Source organism: Actinoallomurus iriomotensis, from assembly GCF_030269445.1.
GTDB classification, from domain to species: Bacteria; Actinomycetota; Actinomycetes; order Streptosporangiales; family Streptosporangiaceae; genus Actinoallomurus; species Actinoallomurus iriomotensis.
The window spans coordinates 42,392-59,991 of record NZ_BSTJ01000024.1; the positions used below are offsets into that span (position 1 = coordinate 42,392).

General features: G+C 72.7%; 17 protein-coding genes. 10 read left to right on the plus strand and 7 right to left on the minus strand.

Annotated elements, in window-relative coordinates; translation table 11 throughout:
* The first annotated feature begins 75 nt into the window (after positions 1-75).
* The 4 genes from QSK37_RS50520 to QSK37_RS50535 are packed head-to-tail and all read left to right on the plus strand — an operon-like array spanning position 76 to position 6,644.
* A complete protein-coding gene (locus QSK37_RS50520; RefSeq protein WP_285637028.1) occupies positions 76-2,382 on the plus strand; it encodes a serine/threonine-protein kinase in 2,307 nt (768 codons plus the stop codon).
* 19 nt (positions 2,383-2,401) lie between these two features.
* Positions 2,402-3,409, plus strand: a complete 1,008-nt coding sequence (locus QSK37_RS50525) for an AAA family ATPase (protein ID WP_285637030.1) — start codon at positions 2,402-2,404, stop codon at positions 3,407-3,409.
* Positions 3,406-4,584, plus strand: a complete 1,179-nt coding sequence (locus QSK37_RS50530) for a DUF58 domain-containing protein (protein WP_285637032.1) — start codon at positions 3,406-3,408, stop codon at positions 4,582-4,584. The genes QSK37_RS50525 and QSK37_RS50530 overlap by 4 nt, the downstream gene beginning before the upstream one ends.
* Positions 4,581-6,644 carry a transglutaminase TgpA family protein gene (locus QSK37_RS50535; RefSeq protein ID WP_285637033.1) on the plus strand — a complete coding sequence of 688 codons (2,064 nt, stop codon included), beginning with the start codon at positions 4,581-4,583 and terminating at the stop codon, positions 6,642-6,644. The genes QSK37_RS50530 and QSK37_RS50535 overlap by 4 nt, the downstream gene beginning before the upstream one ends.
* A gap of 28 nt (positions 6,645-6,672) precedes the next feature.
* On the opposite strand, the gene QSK37_RS50540 is transcribed toward QSK37_RS50535, so the two are convergent.
* A complete protein-coding gene (locus tag QSK37_RS50540) occupies positions 6,673-7,008 on the minus strand; it encodes a hypothetical protein (RefSeq protein WP_285637035.1) in 336 nt (111 codons plus the stop codon).
* Positions 7,009-7,043: 35 nt separating this feature from the next.
* Here QSK37_RS50540 and QSK37_RS50545 point away from each other — a divergent pair, with 35 nt between their 5' ends.
* The gene (locus QSK37_RS50545; RefSeq protein ID WP_285637037.1) at positions 7,044-7,202 is read left to right on the plus strand and encodes a hypothetical protein; all 159 of its coding nucleotides are present in this window, start codon (positions 7,044-7,046) and stop codon (positions 7,200-7,202) included.
* Between the two features lie 40 nt (positions 7,203-7,242).
* Here QSK37_RS50545 and QSK37_RS50550 read toward each other — a convergent pair whose 3' ends face one another.
* Together QSK37_RS50550 and QSK37_RS50555 are read right to left on the minus strand one after the other, a co-directional pair.
* Positions 7,243-7,872: a scabin-related ADP-ribosyltransferase gene (locus QSK37_RS50550; RefSeq protein WP_285637071.1), complete on the minus strand. Its 630-nt coding sequence runs from the start codon at positions 7,870-7,872 to the stop codon at positions 7,243-7,245.
* Between the two features lie 117 nt (positions 7,873-7,989).
* Positions 7,990-8,895, minus strand: coding sequence for a LysR family transcriptional regulator (locus tag QSK37_RS50555; protein ID WP_285637073.1), 906 nt, complete (start codon positions 8,893-8,895; stop codon positions 7,990-7,992).
* Between the two features lie 198 nt (positions 8,896-9,093).
* Here QSK37_RS50555 and QSK37_RS50560 point away from each other — a divergent pair, with 198 nt between their 5' ends.
* Together QSK37_RS50560 and QSK37_RS50565 are read left to right on the plus strand one after the other, a co-directional pair.
* Positions 9,094-9,954, plus strand: a complete 861-nt coding sequence (locus tag QSK37_RS50560) for an aldo/keto reductase (RefSeq protein ID WP_285637075.1) — start codon at positions 9,094-9,096, stop codon at positions 9,952-9,954.
* A gap of 22 nt (positions 9,955-9,976) precedes the next feature.
* Positions 9,977-10,975: an aldo/keto reductase gene (locus QSK37_RS50565; protein ID WP_285637078.1), complete on the plus strand. Its 999-nt coding sequence runs from the start codon at positions 9,977-9,979 to the stop codon at positions 10,973-10,975.
* A 37-nt stretch (positions 10,976-11,012) separates the two neighbouring features.
* Here QSK37_RS50565 and QSK37_RS50570 read toward each other — a convergent pair whose 3' ends face one another.
* Positions 11,013-12,311, minus strand: coding sequence for an SGNH/GDSL hydrolase family protein (locus QSK37_RS50570; protein ID WP_285637081.1), 1,299 nt, complete (start codon positions 12,309-12,311; stop codon positions 11,013-11,015).
* Positions 12,312-12,601: 290 nt separating this feature from the next.
* Between QSK37_RS50570 and QSK37_RS50575 the strand changes: the two genes are divergently transcribed.
* Both QSK37_RS50575 and QSK37_RS50580 read left to right on the plus strand, forming a co-directional pair.
* Complete coding sequence (locus QSK37_RS50575; protein ID WP_285637083.1) at positions 12,602-13,204, plus strand: RNA polymerase sigma factor; 603 nt, start codon at positions 12,602-12,604, stop codon at positions 13,202-13,204.
* Positions 13,205-13,227: 23 nt separating this feature from the next.
* Positions 13,228-14,184 (plus strand): CU044_5270 family protein, encoded by a 957-nt coding sequence (locus QSK37_RS50580; RefSeq protein WP_285637091.1) that lies wholly within the window; start codon positions 13,228-13,230, stop codon positions 14,182-14,184.
* A gap of 85 nt (positions 14,185-14,269) precedes the next feature.
* Here the strand turns inward: QSK37_RS50580 and QSK37_RS50585 are convergent, their stop codons facing one another.
* The 3 genes from QSK37_RS50585 to QSK37_RS50595 form a co-directional block, all read right to left on the minus strand.
* On the minus strand, positions 14,270-15,019 hold the full coding sequence (locus QSK37_RS50585; protein ID WP_285637084.1) for a nuclease-related domain-containing protein: 750 nt from the start codon (positions 15,017-15,019) through the stop codon (positions 14,270-14,272).
* A 318-nt stretch (positions 15,020-15,337) separates the two neighbouring features.
* A complete protein-coding gene (locus QSK37_RS50590; RefSeq protein WP_285574783.1) occupies positions 15,338-15,793 on the minus strand; it encodes a universal stress protein in 456 nt (151 codons plus the stop codon).
* A 245-nt stretch (positions 15,794-16,038) separates the two neighbouring features.
* A complete protein-coding gene (locus QSK37_RS50595) occupies positions 16,039-17,109 on the minus strand; it encodes a hypothetical protein (RefSeq protein ID WP_285637085.1) in 1,071 nt (356 codons plus the stop codon).
* Positions 17,110-17,201: 92 nt separating this feature from the next.
* Between QSK37_RS50595 and QSK37_RS50600 the strand changes: the two genes are divergently transcribed.
* Positions 17,202-17,600, plus strand: a 399-nt coding sequence (locus tag QSK37_RS50600; RefSeq protein ID WP_285637087.1) for an MmyB family transcriptional regulator, incomplete at its 3' end; no start/stop codon positions are given.

Genomic DNA, 17,600 nt, shown 5'->3' on the forward strand with positions numbered 1-17,600 from the left:
TTGGTCGGCGCGCTCGTGCGGCCGCCGGCGGACGTCGACATGGATGAGGTGGCGACCCCCTTGACGATGCCTTCCGTGGCAGGCGTGCGACTGCTCGGGAGCCTTCCCGCTCGCGGCCCGGTCGCCGACGTTCCGGCGGTCCGCACCGCCGACGGCCGGCCGGTGCGGCTCATCCTCGTGACCGCCGAGCTCGACACCGCGCTCCGCCGGCGGATCCGCACCGAGTCCGCCGACCTGGAGGACCTGCTGACCCGCCTCGACGCGACGGCGGTGCTGCCGCTGGCCGACCACGGCCTGGACGCGGACGGCCGCCCGTTCCTGCTCGCCGACCGGCCGGGCCCGACCCTGCGTGAGGCGCTGGCCACGGACGGCCCGCTGCCGCCCGGCGAGGTCGTCGCCGCGGCGTCCGCCGCCGCCAAGGGACTGCGGCTGCTCACCGAGCAGGGCCTGACCGGTCCGCCGCCCGGCGTGTGCCGCACCGCCGCCGGGCCGGTTCTGGCCACGCCGCTGCCGCCGTCTCTCGTGGAGCTGGAGGCGGCGCTCGGCGAGGGCACCGGCGACGAACCGCCCGAGGTCCTCGCAGGGGAGGACTGGACACCGGCCGGCCAGACCTACGCGCTCGCGTCGATGCTGTGGACCCTGCTCGCCGGACGCCCGCCGTACGGCGGGCCCGACCGCCGGCTGGCACGTCTCGTCGCGGACGGGCCTCCGGAGTTCGGCCGCGCCGGGGTGCCCGAGCCGGTCATCGCCGTACTGCGGTCCGGGCTGGCCGCCGACCCCGCCGACCGGCCGGCCGGCCCCGGCGCCCTCGCCGCGGCGCTCGCGGAGGCGACGCGGAAGCCGACGATCCCGCCGAGCCCTCCCCCGCCGTCCGGGCGTCCCCTCGGCAGCCGGTACGACCTGCTGAGCCGCATCGGCGGCGGCGCGACCGGCCAGGTCTGGTCCGGGCGGCGGCGCGAGGACGGCCTTCCGGTCGCGGTGAAGATCCTGCGGGGCGAGCTGTCGGAGGACCCGGACACGGTCGAGCGCTTCCTGCGCGAGAGCCGCGTGCTGCGGAGCATCCGCCACCCGAACGTCGTCGAGATCTACGACTTCGTCAAAGAGGGCGACGTCTTCGGCATCGTCATGGAGCTGGTCGAGGGCGAGGACCTGCGGCACGTCGCCGCGCGCGGCCCCCTGCCCGCGGCCGAGGCGGCCGAGCTCCTCGCGCACACCGCGAGCGCGCTGGCCGCCGTGCACGCGGGCGGCATCGTGCACCGCGACGTCAAGCCGGAGAACATCCTCGTCGCCGAACGGGGCGGCCGCCGCACCGCGTACCTGTCCGACTTCGGCATCGCGCGCGGCATCGCCGGGTCGGCGCACACCCGGCTGCTCGGCACCCCGGCCTACCTCGGGCCGGAGCTGTGGGCCGGCCGCGCGCCGACGGCCGCCACCGACGTCTACGCGCTCGGCATCACCGCGTACGAGCTGATCGCCGGCCGCCTGCCGTTCGACGCGCGCAGCCAGGAGGCGATGATGCGCGCGCACCTGGAGCTGCGGGCGCCCCGGCCGGACGGCGTCGACGACGCCGCCTGGGCGCTGATCAGCGCGTGTCTCGACCGCGACCCGGCCCGGCGCCCCGACGCCGCACGGGTCGCCGCCGGCTGGGCGTCCCTCGCGGGCCCGCGGGTGATGGCGGAACTGTCGCCCGGCCAACGGGCTAATCCCGACCAGCGAGCTAATCCCGACCAGCGAGCTGATCCCTACCAACCAACCCCGACCGACCTCCCGGCCCCGACCGACCTCCCGGCCCCGACCGACCTCCCGCCCACGCGGTGTCCCCAGCCGGGGGACGCGGCGGAACGTTTCCCGGCCGGGCACGACCCGGTGACCGGCACGGTGGCGTCCGCCCGGCCGCTGCCCGTACGCCCGGCGCCGCCCGCGCCCCGGACGCGGCGGCGGCTGCGCGCGCCGCTGCTCACCGTGCTGGCCGTGGCCGTCGTCGGCGCGGGGACCGGTGTCGTCCTGGCCACGCGTGACCACGGCACGTCTTCCCCGGCGCCCCGCGCGACGGCGTCGACGCCGCGGACCGGCCACTACTACTACGTGCCGGCCTCGGTCGTGGTCTCCGGCACCGGCGGGACCCTGTCCTGGGAGGGGCAGGCCGAGTCGCTGCCGGGGTTCACCGGCTACCTCGTGTCCGACGTCAGCGGCGGGACGATCCGGCCGCTCTCGGACGTGCTGCCGAAGAACACCCACTCGTTCGCGCTGCACGACCTCCCGCCGGGCCGGCGGTCGTGCTTCGCCGTGATCGCGGTGATCACCGCGTCGCCGCCCGGCCAGTCCGCCCCGCCCGCCTGCGTCACGCCGCCGGGCGCGAGCCCGACCCCCCGAACCCGATGACCGCGATAGGACCCGTCTGATGTCGCAACCTCCCACCGAGCCCACCGCCGGCGCGACGGCCGAGCTGGCGCACGCCGTCGTCGCCAACGTCGAGCAGGTCCTGCGCGGCAAGACGGAGGCGATCCGGCTGGCGCTGACCTGCCTCCTCGCCGGTGGCCACCTGCTCATCGAGGACGTCCCCGGCACCGGCAAGACGTCGCTGGCCAAGGCGCTCGCGGCGAGCTTCGGCGGCAGCGCGCACCGGATCCAGTTCACCCCCGACCTGCTGCCGACGGACATCACCGGGGTCTCGGTGTGGGACCAGCACCGCGCCGCCTTCGAGTTCCGCCCCGGACCGGTCTTCGCCAACGTGGTCGTGGCCGACGAGATCAACCGTGCGTCGCCGAAAACTCAGTCCGCGCTGCTGGAGGTGATGGAGGAGGCGCAGGTCACGGTGGACGGCGTCACCCACGCGGTGCCCCGGCCGTTCCTCGTCGTCGCCACGCAGAACCCGATCGACATGGAGGGCACCTACCGGCTGCCGGAGGCGCAGCTCGACCGGTTCCTGATGAGGATCTCGATCGGCCACCCGAGCGTCGCGGTCGAGGAGGAGATCCTCACCGGCCGGGCGCGCTCGGCGCCGCCCGAACTGTCGGCGGTGACGACGCCCGAGCGGTTCGCCCATGCGCAACGCGGGATCGCGGCCGTGCACGTGGCGCCGGAGATCGCGCGGTACGTGGCGATGATCGCTCAGGCGACCCGTGAGCACGAGGCGCTGCGCCTCGCCGTCAGCACGCGCGGCAGCCTCGCCCTGCTGCGCGCGGCCCAGACCCATGCCGCCTGCGCCGGACGGCACTTCGTCGTGCCCGACGACATCCGGGCGACCGCGGCGGCGGTGCTGACGCACCGGCTCGTGCTCGCCGCCCAGGCCGAGGTGCGCGGCACCACGACGTCGTCGGTGCTCACCGAGGTCCTCGACCGCCTGCCGGTACCGGTTCTGGCGCCCGGGTCCGCGTCCCGCCACCCGGCCTCGCCGACCCCGCGGTGAACGGCCCCGCCGACGGCGCCGCGCCGCGCCGGTGGCCGGTCACCGGCACGGGCATCGGGCTGGCGGTGCTCGCGGCCGTCTCGTACGCGCTCGGGGCGGCGTTGGGCTACCCGGTGCTCGTCGCCCTGGCGATCGGCTCGGCCGCCGTCCTCGTGGCCGCGGGCTGCTTCGTCACGGTCCGCCCGTCCGTGCGGCTGACGCGTCAGGTCACGCCCGACCGGGTCACGGTGGGCGAGCACGCGCTGGGCCGTCTTCACGTGCGCAACACCGGCCGCCGTCCGAGCGTCGCGTTCACGGCCGTGGACCGCGTCGGTCCCGAGACGATCGCCCTGGACGTACGGACCGTGGCCGCCGGCGGCATGCGGGCGGTGAACTACCCGCTGCCCGCCCCGCGGCGGGGGCGGATCCCGCTCGGCCCGCTGACGGTGGAGCGGCGCGACCCGTTCGGGCTGTTCCGCTGGGCACGGCGGCAGACCGGCGACGACGTGCTGTGGGTGCATCCGCGGATCCACCCGATGCGCCCGCTGCCGGTCGGCATCGTCCTCGACTACGAGGGCCGTACCCACGAGAACGCCCGGCTCGGCACCGTCACGTTCTCCGCGCTGCGGGAGTACGTGCCGGGTGACGACCCGCGCCAGATCCACTGGCGCTCGACCGCCCGGCTGGGCACCCTCGTGGTGCGCGAGCACATCGACACGACCGAACCGACGACGACCGTGGTGCTCGACACCCGCGCCGGCGCGTTCGAGACCGACTCCGCGTTCGAGGACGCGGTCGAGGTGGCCGCCTCGGTGGTGCACACGGTCGAGGACCTCGGCCGTCCGGTCGAGCTGCACGTCATCGGCGCGTCCGGCGACGGCCCGGTGCTCGACCGGCTCTCCCTCGCCGAGCCCGACCCGGACGCCGACGTGGCCCTGCTGCTCCGCGCCGTGGACCGCGGCCCGGCTGGCGGCGCGCTCGTGGTCGTGACCGGGACGGCCGAGTCCGGCCTGCTCACCAGGCTCGCCGAGCAGCGGCGGCGCTTCCGTCCCGTCGTCGTGATCTCCCTGGCGGGTGACGCGGCGCCGCCCGACGGCGGGCTGCGGCGTCGCCCCGGCATGGCCGTCCTCACCGCGCGGTCGGCGGCCGAGGCCGCGGTCGCCTGGAACCGGATGGTCAGCGGTGATGCCGGATGAGGCGTCTCGCGCGCGCCGTGCTCGCGGGCCTGCTCGGTGCGCTGGCCGGGCTCGGGTTCGGGCCGGTGTTCGGCGGCGTGCCCGGACCGGCGCCGTTCGTCACGGCGGTGGCCGCGTGCGCCGGCGCCGCGACACTGGTCGTGGCGGTCGCGGCGCTGGTTCCCCGGCTGCCCTCGACCGTCGTCTCGCTGGCCGGCGCGGTGCTGGTGGTGGCGACCGCGATCGCGGTGACCGGGTCGGGCGCGGCGATCGCCGACGGCCCCTGGCGGCTGCTGACCGGCGCCCTGCCCGCCGACCCGACCGGGCCGCCGCTCGGCGCCGTCGCCCTGTTCGCCGGGTTGGCGACGCTCTTCGCGGGCCTGCTCGCGGCGTACGCCGGCAGCCCGCTCGCCCCGGTCGTGCCCCCGCTCATCTGCCTGCTCGCCGCGCTGGGGCTCGGCGCGTCCGGGCCGCCGCTGCCGGGCTGGTACGCGCCGGCCGTCGTCGTGCTCGTGCTGGCCGTGCTGTTCGCCGGTCAGGGCGCGGCGCCGCGGCCGGGCGTGCTCGCCATGGTGGCCGGGACCGGCGCGGTGGCGGTGGCCGCCACCCTTCTGCTCGGCCCGGCCGCGCCGGGATCGGGCGAGCCGGCCGACGTGCGCACACTCGTGTCCGCGCCGGTGCTGCCGCGCAGCGGAGTGAGCCCGCTCCAGCAGTACCTCGCGCTGCGCGACGAGACGCTGCCGGTCCGCGTGACCGGCACCACCTCCCGCCCTGGCGGCGTCCTGCGGATGGCCACGCTCAGCCGCTTCGACGGGACGTACTGGACGGTCTCCGGAGACTTCCGGCTGGCCGGCCGCCGGCTGCCGCACACGCCCGCCGGAAGCCGGCAGGTCACGGTGACCTCGCGGATCCGGGTGGAGTCCGGCGATCCGGACTGGGTGCTCAGCCCCGGCCGTACGACACGGCTCACCGTCGCGGGTCTCGGCGTGGACGAGAGCACCGGCGACGTCGCCGTGCCCGCCGGGACCGCGTCGCCCACCGCGTACGACACGACCTCGATGGTGAACCAGGCCGACGCCGGCGCCCTGCTGTCGGCCGATCCAGTGCCCGCCTCCGCCCCGCTCACCCCACCGATGCCCGCCGTGATCCGCGGGTTCGTCGAACGCACGGTGGCCGGGCGGCCGTCGGCGTCCGGGCAGCTCATCGCGCTCTACCAGCGGTTCAAGACCGCGGGCGACTTCCGGTACGACGAGGCCAAGGACGTGCCGGGCGGGCACGGTTACTACCAGATCCAGCACCTGCTGGAGACCAAGCGGGGCACGAGCGAGCAGTACGCCAGCGCCTACGCGGTGATGGCGCGCGGCCTCGGCGTCGACGCCCGGGTCGTGATGGGGTTCCGCCCGGAGTACCGGGGAGACGCGTTCACCGTGACCGGCCGCGACGTGGACGCGTGGGTGGAGGTGCGCTTCGCCGGGCTCGGCTGGGTGACGATCGACCCCAGCCCGCGCGGCAACACGATCGGCACCCGCGAGAACCGGCCGCGGACGCCCACACGGACCGGCCAGGTCGACGACCCGCTGAAGAACACCACGCCGCGCCGGGGCGGGGGCACCCGGCCGCGGGCGAGCGGCGACGGCCCGCCGAGCGGGGTCTCACGGTCGGATGACGTGTGGCTCCCGATCGGGCTGACGGCCGCGGCGCTCCTCGTACTGCTCGTGCTGTCGGTACCAGGCGCCAAGACGGTGCGCCGGGCCCGCCGCCGGCGCGACCGCTCACCCCGGCGCGCCGTACTCGGTGCCTGGTGGGAGACGGTGGACCGGATGCGGGAGGCCGGCCTCCCGGCGGGCCCGTCCCTGACGACGGGCCAGGCGGTCGCACTGACGGACGGCATGCCGGAGCTGTCCGCGCTGGCGACGATGGTGGACCACGCGGCGTACGCACCGGAGGACACGTCCTCGGACCTGCCCATGCGGGCGTGGGAGACGGCCGGAGAGGTAAGCCGCCGACTGCGCGACGGAATGGGCCGGCGCGGCCGGCTCCGCGCGTTCTTCGACCCACGCACGCTGCTCCGCCCGCGTTAGGCCCCTTACCAGGGCGAACAATCCACGATCAAACCAACAACGCCAGGGTGTAGGCGATCAATTCTGGCGTCCCTATACCGGTGGCAGGACCTCGCGCCAAAAGCCGCGAACCGCACCGAAGGGAACGCCCCATGGACCGTACGACCCGAAGCGCCGCGACGAAGGCCGCCGCCTTCCTCGCCACCGTGCTCGCCATCGTCGGCATCTTCGCGACCGCGACGCCGCCCGCCCGGGCGGCCACGACCGCCGAAGGCACCGCCTCGGCGAGCACCGGCGGCGATCCGCTGGACACGCTCGACACGACCGACCAGGCAATGACCAATGCCTGGTGCCTGACGCTCAAGCTCGCGGGCCGCTGCGACATCTTCCTCCAGGCCACGCGCGACTCGCTGCGGAACGATGACCGCCGACGGGATCATCCAGACCTGCAAGACGCTCGCCGCCGCGGCCCACCAGATCACCACTGCTGACCTGGCCGAGGAGTACCCGCGGACCGGTCCGGTGACCGACTTCGAGAAGAAGGCCGAGGCGTCCGGCTACCTGATCTACATCGACTGACGCCGTACGGGCCGGCCCCGCCCCGCGTGGGCGGGGCCGGTCACGCCGGAAGTCGACGTTCCCACGATGGATCGAATCTGGGATTCGTCACCCATTCGCTGAACTTCGGCGGCATACCGCGGCCTAGTTCCTCGGGGTTGAGCACGGACCGCCACCGGCTGACGAACCGCGCCGGAAAACCGCCGGGGAACGCCACCTCCTGCTGCGTTCCGCCGTACATCCGCGCACCGGCCGTCGCGTCGACGTCGATGCCGCCGCCCAGGCCGCTCAGCTCGTACTGGAACCTCCCCGACCACGACATCTCGGCGTTCCGCGTGGTGCTGACGAAGCCCGAGCGGCCTGCGATGTGTTGGAAGAGGTCGGCGTCCACGTAATCGTGCGGCGTGAAGTAGCCGTCGAGCAGGCGCCCCGGAGGACGGTCGTCGTACCGGTAGAGGGGCTCGTCCGTCTTACGCCACACCACCTCGTCCGCGGACGGCGTCATCTTCTGGATGACGTGGTCCACTCCCTGCCGCCACTCGGCGTCGTTCTTCGGCACGTGCCCGAGTTTGGCGAACCAGGGCAGCTCGACCCTTCCGACGGCCGGACCCGCTCGTAGCAGGTCCTGCTCCGGCCCTCGCAGGAATCTGCGTATGACAGCTGTGAAGACCCCGGCCTCACCGGCACTCATCGGCGCACCCCCGCGCTCACTCACCATCAGACGCGCGGGAAACCTTAACCGGCCGGGCCGGAGCCGGGCGTTGTTCGGCGTCAGCGCGTGTAATTCGCTGACCGCGGCGTGAGATTCTCAGGCGGGGGCGGCGTCGCGTACGGAGGTGGACTCGCGGACGATGGCGAGCAGGGCGTCCGTCGCCGGGTTGGCCGGGCCGTTGGACGGCACCGCGACCGAGACCACCCACTCCGGGGCCGTCGCGCGCAGCGGTACCGCGACGACCTTCTTGTTCTTCTTGTACGCGATCGGCCGCGGCACCAGAGCCACCCCCAGGTCGGCGGCGACGAAGTCGAGCAGGCTGTGCACGTCGTTGACCTCCACCGCCACGTGCCGTTCGAGGCCCGCGGCGCCGAACGCGCGGTCGGTGACCTGCCGGGCGCCCCAGTCCGGGTGGAAGTCCACGAAGGTCTCGTCCGGCAGCGCGGACCAGTCGACCGCCTCACGCGCGGCGAGCGGGTGGCCGGGGTGGCAGACCAGCATCATCGGCTCGGTCGTCAGCGGCGTCAGTCCGACCCCGGCCGGCGCGCGCCCGCCGGACAGCGCGACGAACGCCAGGTCCAGGCCGCCCGTACGGACCTGCTCCACCAGGCCGGACGAGCCACCCTGGCGGAGCCGGACCTCCACGCCCGGATGCACGGCGCGGAACCGGGACAGCACCATGGGCAGGTCGATGACGGCCAGGCACTGCTCGGTGCCGATCGACACGGTGCCGCGCAGCAGGCCCTGGACCGCGGCGACCGCGCTGCGGGCGGCCGCGACGCTCGCGAGGGTGCGCCGGGCCTCGGCGAGCAGCGCGCGCCCCGCCTCGGTGAGGGCCACCCGCCGCGTGCTGCGGACGAACAGCGGGGCACCGAGTTCGCGTTCGAGGGAGCGGATCGAGGCGGACAGGCCGGACTGCGCGAGACGCAGGCGTTCGGCCGCTCGGGTGAAGTGCTCCTCCTCCGCGACGGCGACGAAGTACTCCAGGTGACGCAGTTCCACGACTCATCACTCTAACTGCTTGATTCCATCTGTTTTTTCTGTTGGACACGGGGAAGCCGTGCATGGAGGCTGTTGACGACAGCCGCCGATCAGCGGGCCCGCGCGGCCCCCGAAGAGCCGCGCCGTGCGCCCGTGCACCGGGCCCGCGCCCGCCGGCGGCTGCAGCCCTGACGAACGCCATCTTGGAGGTCTTGTCACATGCGTACTCGCCGGATCGGTGACGTCCAGGTCGGCGCGATCGGTCTCGGGGGCATGCCCATGTCGATCGAGGGGCGCCCCGAGGAGAGCCGGTCGATCGCCGCGGTGCACGCCGCGCTCGACGCGGGCGTGACACTCATCGACACCGCGGACGCCTACCACATCGGCCCCGATGACATCGGGCACAACGAGTCGCTGATCGCCCGGGCGCTGGCCACGTACGGCGGAGACACCTCCGGCGTGCTGGTCGCCACGAAGGGCGGCCACACACGCCCGGGGGACGGCTCCTGGGGGCTCGACGGCTCGCCCGCGTACCTGAAGCGGGCCTGCGACGCCTCGCTGAAGCGGCTCGGCGTCGAGGCGATCGGGCTCTACCAGCACCACCGGCCGGACCCGTCCGTGCCGTACACCGACTCGATCGGCGCCCTCCGGGACCTGCTGGACGAGGGCAAGATCCGCATGGCCGGCATCTCGAACGCCAATCCGGCTCAGATCCGCGAGGCGAACGAGATCCTCGGCGGACGCCTCGTGTCGGTGCAGAACCAGTTCTCCCCGGCCTTCCGCAGCAGCGAGGACGAGCTGCGCCTGTGCGACGTGCTCGGCGTCGCGTTCCTGCCGTGGAGCCCGCTGGGCGGCATCTCCAGCGCCGGTGACCTGGGCGGTGAGCACGCGGCGTTCGGCCGGGTCGCGGAGGCGCACGGGGTGAGCCCGCAGCAGGTCGCGCTGGCGTGGATGCTCGCCAAGTCGCCGGTCGTGGTCCCCATCCCCGGTTCGAGCCGTCCCGAGACGATCGTCGACTCCGCCAAGGCCGCCGACCTCGAACTCACCGACGAGGAGTTCGCCGAGCTCGACGCGACCTGACCCCAGTTCAGCGAGGAGAACCATGGCACTTCCCACAAAGCGGCTCGGCACGACCGATATGCGGATCACGCGCGTCGGCTTCGGCGCGTGGGCGATCGGCGGCGGCGACTGGGCGTTCTCCTGGGGACCGCAGGAGGACGCGCAGTCCGTGGCGGCGATCCGGTACGCCGTCGAGCACGGCGTCAACTGGATCGACACCGCCGCCGTGTACGGGCTCGGGCACTCCGAGGAGGTCGTTGCCCAGGCGCTCAAGGACATCCCGGAAGCCGACCGGCCGTACGTCTTCACCAAGGGCGGTCTCGTCTGGGACCCCGCCGACCGCCGCAAGCCGGCACGCCGCACCGGCGCGGAGCTCCGCCGCGAGGTGGAGGACTCGCTGCGCCGCCTCGGCGTCGAGCGCATCGACCTGTACCAGATGCACCGGCCGGCCGAGGACGGGACGCCGCTGGAAGAGTACTGGCAGACGTTCCTCGACCTCAGGCAACAGGGCAAGATCCGCGCGGCCGGCCTGTCGAACCACGACGTGAGCCGGTTGGAGACCGCCGAGAAGCTCGGGCACGTCGACTCGCTCCAGCCGCCGTTCTCGGCGATCCACCGCGCGGCCGCCACCGAGATCGGCTGGTGCGAGGCGCACGACACCGGGGTGATCGTCTACTCGCCGATGCAGGCGGGCCTGCTGACCGGCGCGTTCTCTCGCGAGCGGGTGGAGAGGCTGCCGGAGGACGACTGGCGCCGGCACAGCCCCGACTTCACCACGAAGCTCGACACCAACCTCGCCCTGGCGGACGCGCTCGTGCCCGTCGCGAAGCGGCACCAGGTCCAGCCCGCCGCCGTGGCGGTCGCCTGGACCCTGGCGTGGACCGGCGTGACCGGCGCGATCGTCGGCGCCCGCCGCCCGGACCAGGTCGACGGCTGGCTACCGGCCGCCGACCTGGACCTGACCCCGGCCGACCTGAACGAGATCGCCGCCGCGATCGAGCAGACCGGCGCGGGCGAGGGCCCTGCCACACCATCCGTCTGAGAGCGGCCTCGCGGGAACAGCACCTGACCTGCACGAATCAGGTCAGGTGCTGTCCGGTGTCTCGAGGGCCGGCACCACTGAGGTGTGCCAACGTCCGCAGGTCGATCGTGTCCGCCATCGCCTGATAGGCCGCGGCGTTGGGGTGCAGGTGGTCGCCGCTGTCGAATCCGGCCCGCAGGGCGTCGGTCCTCGCCGGGTCCCGGACGACCGAGTCGAAGTCGAGCACCGCGTCGAACGCTCCGGATGTACGGATCCAGGCGTTGACGAGCCGCCGTTGCTCCTCTACCTGGGCGCCGCACACCGGGTAGCCCCCGCACGGCGTGATCGTCGCCCCGATCACCGGCAGACGCGCCGCGTGGACACGGTCCGCCACCTGCCGCAGTCCAGCGATCAGTCGCGTCGCCGGCACCGCGCCCGCCGTCAGGTCGTTCACCCCCTCGAAGACGATGACGGCCGACACCCCGGGTTGGGCCAGGACGTCCGCGTCGAGCCGGTGCAGTGCGCTGACCCCGTAGTACGCCGGCTGCCGGTCGAGGGTCACCTCGTTGCCGCCGATACCCGCGTTGACGACGGACGCCCGGCGTCCGGGTGGACCGCCGTCGATCCGGCGGACCAGGTCATCGGTCCACCTCGTGTCGCTGTCGAGGGCCGTTCCCGTGCCGTCGGTGATGGAGTCGCCCAGCGCGACGATCGTTCCGTCGCGCGGCGAGGCGAGCACGTCGACCCCGTCGAGGAAGTACCACGACGTCACCCGCGTCGTGAACGCGTCGCCGGACAGATCACCCGCGTGGTCGCCCACCGCGACATAGGACGTGGTGTGGGCCGCGCTGTGCCAGCTGGCCGGCCCGGTCGGGCCGGGGGCGTGCAGGCTGACGGCCAGCTTCTCCTGCGGGCCGACGGTCAGACGCACGGCGTCACTGGCGACGTCGGCGCCGGCGGGTATCGTCACCGCCGGCCGTCCGCCGAACGTGATCCGGACGCCGTGATCGAGCGCGGCGCCGTCGGCGATCCCGACCGACATGTCGTCAAAAGTCACCGGCCGGTCGCCATAACGGTTGGTCAGCCGTATCCGCAGCATCCATCCGCCGACACTCGTGTGGACGACGTCGCGCACCGTCTGGTCGCTCAGTCCGATCGCCGACAGACCCGTCGCAGCGGCCGCCGTCGGGCTCGCCGCCCATGTCGCCGTCCAGCGCGTACCGGCGGCGTTGTGCGCCGGCCGCGCATGGGCCGTTCCCTGGCTCGGCGCCGTCAACAGCAGCGCGCCGAACCCGCCGATCAGGACCAGACGGCCGGCGCGGCCGCGCGGTGACTTGTGGGTGGGGGGACCGGCCATGGTGAACGCCCTCCACATCGCCCGATGCGACCCGGCCGACACGCCGGGTTCTGGCCGAGCGCCGGCTTCCGACGGCGCTCCATGTCAGGAATATGTCGGAGTGATCGACGCATCAAGGCATCTGGCCGTATCCGGGCAGCCAGGCCGGGTCCGGTACGTCGGGGAAGCGGACCACGCGGCGATGCGTGAACTCGATCGGGGAGGTGTGGCGATACAGGGTGAGACTGTTTTCGATGCGAAGGATTGCCGATGATCAGTGGATGTAAAAGGCGGCAGCGGACGGGACGCCGGTGAGCGCCGCCGAGGTGGCCTCACGTCCTGAGCAGCGTTCCGACGCCGAGGTGATCGCGGAGTCCCAGGACGAACCAGAGGCGTTCGCGGCACTGTTCGACCGTCATTGGGCCACGCTCCACCGCTACGTCGTACGACGGCTGGGACCGGACGTCGCCGAGGACCTCGTCGGTGACGCGTTCCTGGTGGCCTTCGAACGGCGAGACCGCTTCGACACCGGCCGTGCGGACGCTCGTCCGTGGCTCTTCGGGATCCTCACCAAGCTGATCTCCCGTCATCGCAGGTCGGAGGCTGCCCGCTACCGGATGATGGAGCGAAGTTCGCATGAGACGACCGCCGAGGAACCTGCGGACCAGGTGGCCTCGACCGTCTCCGCGGTGGCGGTCCGCCCGGCACTCGCACGGGCACTGGCCGGCCTGCGCGCCGGCGATCGCGATGTGCTTCTGCTGGCCGGCTGGGCGGATCTGTCCTACGAGGAGATCTCGGTCGCGCTGAACATCCCGGTGGGCACCGTGCGATCACGCCTGCACCGGGCGCGCCGCAAGATGCGGGCGGCCCTTGGAGACAACAACCCTCTGCTCGTCGGGGAGATGGCGTCATGAATGAGATGGAGATGCTCGCGCGGATGGGACGGCAGCTGGACCAGGAGGCGCCGCCCACACTCGGGCGACAGCGGCAGCGGCAACGCTTGCTGGAGGCGGCCGGGAGCCCACGCCGCCACCGAGCGATCAGAATTCCGCGATGGGGCGTCCCGGCCACCGCCGGATTGGCCGCCGCCGCAGTGGCGACGGCGGTCGGGGTCGCGACCGTCGGGACGGGCTCCGGGAGTCCGGCCCGGACGCCCGTTCGGCTCGACAGCGCCTCGGTGACCCTGACCCACGCCGCGCAGGTCGTGTCCCTGCGCACGGCGATCACGCCCAGGCCACATCAGTGGATCTACACCAAGACCGTGGAGTACGGCACCGGCAGCGACGGTCATCACCGCGTCGACGAAGAGTGGTCGCGGTTCGACAGCCGCGCGGAAGCCTACTTCGACGGCGGCAGGTTCATCGTCCACAAGAAGAGCGGTGAAAGCGGAATCGATTCACCGCAAGGCGCCTACACCGTTCTGAGTTCGCTGCCCACCGATCCGCGTGCGCTGCTCGACAAGCTGTCCTCGTTGTCCGGCCGATTCGACAAGCTGCCGGGCGATTCAGGGCTGGACCAGAACCAGCTGTTGTACTCCCGCATGGTGCAGCTGCTGCGCAATGCCCAGATCACCGCCCCGCCACGGATCCAGGCGGCCGTGTACCGCGCCATGGCCACATTGCCCGACGTGCGGATCGACCGGGACATCGTCGACGGAGTCGGCCGTCATGTCATCGGCGTCCATTACGGTTCCCGCGGTGGCCGCCGCCTGCTTCTGGACCCGAAGACATACCAGGTCGTGGGGGAAGAGACCGTGTGGGGCGGAAAGCCCACCGCCGCCGAGATCGAGATGGCGAAGACCAAGCACCTCAACCTCAACCTGCCCGCCGGCACGGTCACCAGCGGCCTGGCCACCGAAAAGGTCGCGGTAGTCGACAAGCCCGGCCAACGCTGAACCAGATCGACACGGCCTCGGGAGGCACCGCCGGTGCCTCCCGAGGCTCGTCGAGTCGTGACCAGAACGGTTCGGTAGCCGCGCTTCAGCTCCGCCCGCGCCGGCCGCCTTCTCGGGCGTCTCCCCGGCCGGGCCGTGGGATATAGCGCCGGGACGGGCGGCGAGCGCGCGTGTCGGGGCGATGCGACCGCAGCGCCCTGGTCAGCCAGGGAATCTCATCGTCGCCGGTCTGTCCGCGCAGCGACAGCCGGTCTGCCACGGTGATGATGATCTGCTCGACATCTTCCGGCGAGTAGATCGGGTCGGCGTTATTCAGAATCCACGCCGCGACGAACCGGCTGTGGACGACCGGCACTCCCCCTACTTCCTCGACTTTGAGACGTCTCCAGGGTGCGCCGCTCACGGCAAGAATCGCATGCGTGTCGATATTCTTACCGAGAGTGCCGCGAACGAACTCGGCCATGGCCTCGGCCTGTTTTTGGACCGTCATAATTGGCGAAACCGGCGGAAACTCGTCCGCATCAAGGCGATCATCGTCTGGCCAAAGGAGGGTCTGCGTCCGGAAGGTCTCGCTATCGATCAACCAGATCCCGGTCGGCCCGACGAGTATATGATCGGCGGTGTCGTTCCCTTCCAGGAGACAATCGTGGAACGCGTAGTAGCCTTCCCGCTCCAGCCGGAACAGCGCCCGGACCGTCGTCCGCGCCGCGCGCCTCGACTTGAAGATCGAGGTCGCCATCTGATGGCGACGCCACACGTAGGCGAATTCCGCGGCCACCGCGAGTAAGCCGATCACCAACCCGTTCCGCCACGAGAGCACAACGGTGAAGAACATGAAAGGAACGAAGAACACCAGTAGTCGAATCGCGACCCGGCGAGGGCGACGTCGAATCCATCGCGCTTCGTAATATCCCTGGGTCGATTCCCCAGCCGCGGTGGCCCGATTCTTGCTGTAGATCGATCGTCTAGGCATCGCTGACCTCTTTGCCGGAAATTCTGTTATCTCGCGGACCGCCTAGGCGCCAGCTAGCTTTCCCACAGAAGAGCGAAGTAAGCCTGCAAAACCGTACATATGTGCACATCAACGAAGTTGTCGGACAGTAAGCTTTTTGTCGCGCACAGTGGGCCTTTTCGTCGCGGCGTCCGGCCGGCCTCAGACCGGATTCGGCACGTCGGGGAAGCGGACCACGCGGACCCGGCAGGGGGAACGGCGTTCGAGGTCCAGGGCCGGGCAGCGGTGCAGGCGGGCCGCCCAGCCCCGACGGATGCGGGAGCCGACGAAGAGCGCGCAGGCCGCCCGGTCGGCGGCGTACGAGCGCAGTGCCTGGGCCGGTTCGCCGTCGACGACCGCGTACTCCCACTCCAGAGGCAGGTCAGCCAGCAGCAGCGCGCACTGCAGCCAGGCTTCGAGTTCGAGTTCGTCCCGCCACTGTTCCGCCAGCGGATAGGCCTCCCACGCCATCAGCTCCAGCGGCCGGGGCGACCGGCGTACGTGCAGGGCCACGAGCCGGAGTCCGCCCGACACCGCCTCGGCCGCGGCGGTCTGCAGTGCGACGCGCCCCGAGTCGGTGCCGTCCACCCCGGCCAGCACCACGCCGCCGTACGCCATCTCAGTACCGCTCCGCAGGCTGCGTGCGCGGCATCTCCCGGCCTCCCCTTCGGCGGACCCGCAGCCGAGGGAGGCAGGCGACTCCAGTGAAACCACCGACTACCAGCAGTAGCCGGTCAGCCCCCTCCGGGTCAGCGACTTGACCGGAGAGTGGCCCCTGCGTCTCATGGCTCTGTCCTGCTCGGACATGCTCTTGCATCCCGCTCGCCAGTCCCCGTTGTCCACAGCCTGTGGACAACGGGCGGCTACGTTCGGTGGAAGTGGATCTCCGACAGGCCCAGCCGGGCGAGGCTCTCGGCGGTCCTGGCGGCCTCCCGTTCGCGCGACCGTTCGCGGTACATCAGCTCGATCTTCTCCTCGATGTTGGCCCGGTGCACGGCGACGGCGACCCAGGCGAGATCCGAACCTGGCCGCATGTCGATGAGCTCCGCCTCGTCGCCCAGGTGCGGGATCCTCGTCTCGGACTGCCCGGCGTCGATCCGCGTCTCCCGTACGAAGTCGCGGTGGGCCTCCTCGGCGTCGCTGACCGGGCCGACGCCGTGCTCCAGTTCGAGCACGACGCTCAGCCGTCCGAAGTCGACGAGCGTCGTCCCGTCGGCCGCGAGACGGGTGGAGTTCCACTGGCAGGTGTGCCGCGCGACGTGCGGGAGGTCGTCGCTGCGGCTGAGCATCCGGTCCACCGTGGCCCCCGGCAGCAGCACCCGCGCCTGGGCGTCGAACATCCGGCACGCGTCGGGAAGGTGCCGGGCGTGCCGGCGCAGCGGCCAGGCGTCGCTCGCCCACGGCGGGTCGATGAGCACGAGCACGACGGCGGCCACGGTCAGCAGCGGGCCGGCGGCCAGGCGCGGCACGCTCCACTGCGGCCGGGTCACGACGCCCGCGTGCGCCCGGACGTGGGCGCACAGCGCGTCCAGCGCGCGGTCGAACTCCGGGTCGGCGCGGAACCAGAACCGGGCCGGGGCCGCGAGCTCCACCAGCCTGCCGTCGCGCAGGCAGAGGACCGGCCACTCCAGGAGCAGCCCACGCCGGATCGTCACCAGGCCGACACACGAGCCCGGCACGGCGACACGCCACAGCGGCGGCCGCCGGGTGACGATGCCGCCGCCGGTGAGGCGCGTACGGCCGCCCAGCACGGCCAGCGGCCGCCCCACGAGGACGAGCACGACGAGCGCCACGGGCAGCAGCAGCGGCGTGCCGTGGCCCATCAGCCCCATGACCGCGTACAGGCCGCTCACCACGGCCCCGGCGAACACCGCCGGCCAGGCGACTCTCCGCACGGCCCGGCACACACCCAGCGGCTTGCCTGCTTCCGACATCTGCTCCCCCGGACGCGTATCCCCGTGCGGTAACGCCTGGCGGCGCTGTCACCTGCGGTTTCCACGTTCTTCCGTACCCCCGCGACGGCCCGATGAGGCGGCGGTGGGAGCGCTTCGCCCGCGAGATGGTCGGCGACCAGCGCGTCCACGAGCGCTCGCGGGGCGCCGAGCGCTTCCGGCACGAGACGGCCGGTACGCTCACCGTCGCCTACGACATGCCGACCGCGCTGGACGGCTCCGGCCGGCGCCTGTTCGTCCTGACTCCCTCCGACGAACCCTGCGAGCGCGTCCTGCGCGCCCTCGTCACGGCCCACGCCGGCGCCTTGGGCGCCGTGGTGTGGCACCGCGACGCCGGGCAGTCGGTGACGGCGGGGCGGACCGGGTGGGACGCGGGGTCGTTGGCCTGGATGGCCAGGCTCACCAGGGACTGCAGCAGGAACAGGTCGCCTTCGGTGTCGAGGTGGACCTGGACCCAGCCGGTGTCCGCGAAG

What these genes read in the sequence shown, in the direction of transcription:
- QSK37_RS50525 (WP_285637030.1), top strand. Translation starts at nt 2,402, where the DNA reads ATGTCGCAACCTCCCACCGAGCCCACCGCCGGCGCGACGGCCGAGCTG.
- QSK37_RS50535 (WP_285637033.1), top strand. Translation starts at nt 4,581, where the DNA reads ATGAGGCGTCTCGCGCGCGCCGTGCTCGCGGGCCTGCTCGGTGCGCTG.
- QSK37_RS50540 (WP_285637035.1), bottom strand. Translation starts at nt 7,008, where the DNA reads ATGTCGCAGCGGCCCGCGAGCTTGAGCGTCAGGCACCAGGCATTGGTC.
- QSK37_RS50545 (WP_285637037.1), top strand. Translation starts at nt 7,044, where the DNA reads ATGACCGCCGACGGGATCATCCAGACCTGCAAGACGCTCGCCGCCGCG.
- QSK37_RS50550 (WP_285637071.1), bottom strand. Translation starts at nt 7,872, where the DNA reads ATGAGTGCCGGTGAGGCCGGGGTCTTCACAGCTGTCATACGCAGATTC.
- QSK37_RS50560 (WP_285637075.1), top strand. Translation starts at nt 9,094, where the DNA reads ATGCGTACTCGCCGGATCGGTGACGTCCAGGTCGGCGCGATCGGTCTC.
- QSK37_RS50565 (WP_285637078.1), top strand. Translation starts at nt 9,977, where the DNA reads ATGGCACTTCCCACAAAGCGGCTCGGCACGACCGATATGCGGATCACG.
- QSK37_RS50570 (WP_285637081.1), bottom strand. Translation starts at nt 12,311, where the DNA reads ATGGCCGGTCCCCCCACCCACAAGTCACCGCGCGGCCGCGCCGGCCGT.
- QSK37_RS50580 (WP_285637091.1), top strand. Translation starts at nt 13,228, where the DNA reads ATGGGACGGCAGCTGGACCAGGAGGCGCCGCCCACACTCGGGCGACAG.
- QSK37_RS50585 (WP_285637084.1), bottom strand. Translation starts at nt 15,019, where the DNA reads ATGTTCTTCACCGTTGTGCTCTCGTGGCGGAACGGGTTGGTGATCGGC.
- QSK37_RS50590 (WP_285574783.1), bottom strand. Translation starts at nt 15,793, where the DNA reads ATGGCGTACGGCGGCGTGGTGCTGGCCGGGGTGGACGGCACCGACTCG.
- QSK37_RS50595 (WP_285637085.1), bottom strand. Translation starts at nt 17,109, where the DNA reads ATGTCGGAAGCAGGCAAGCCGCTGGGTGTGTGCCGGGCCGTGCGGAGA.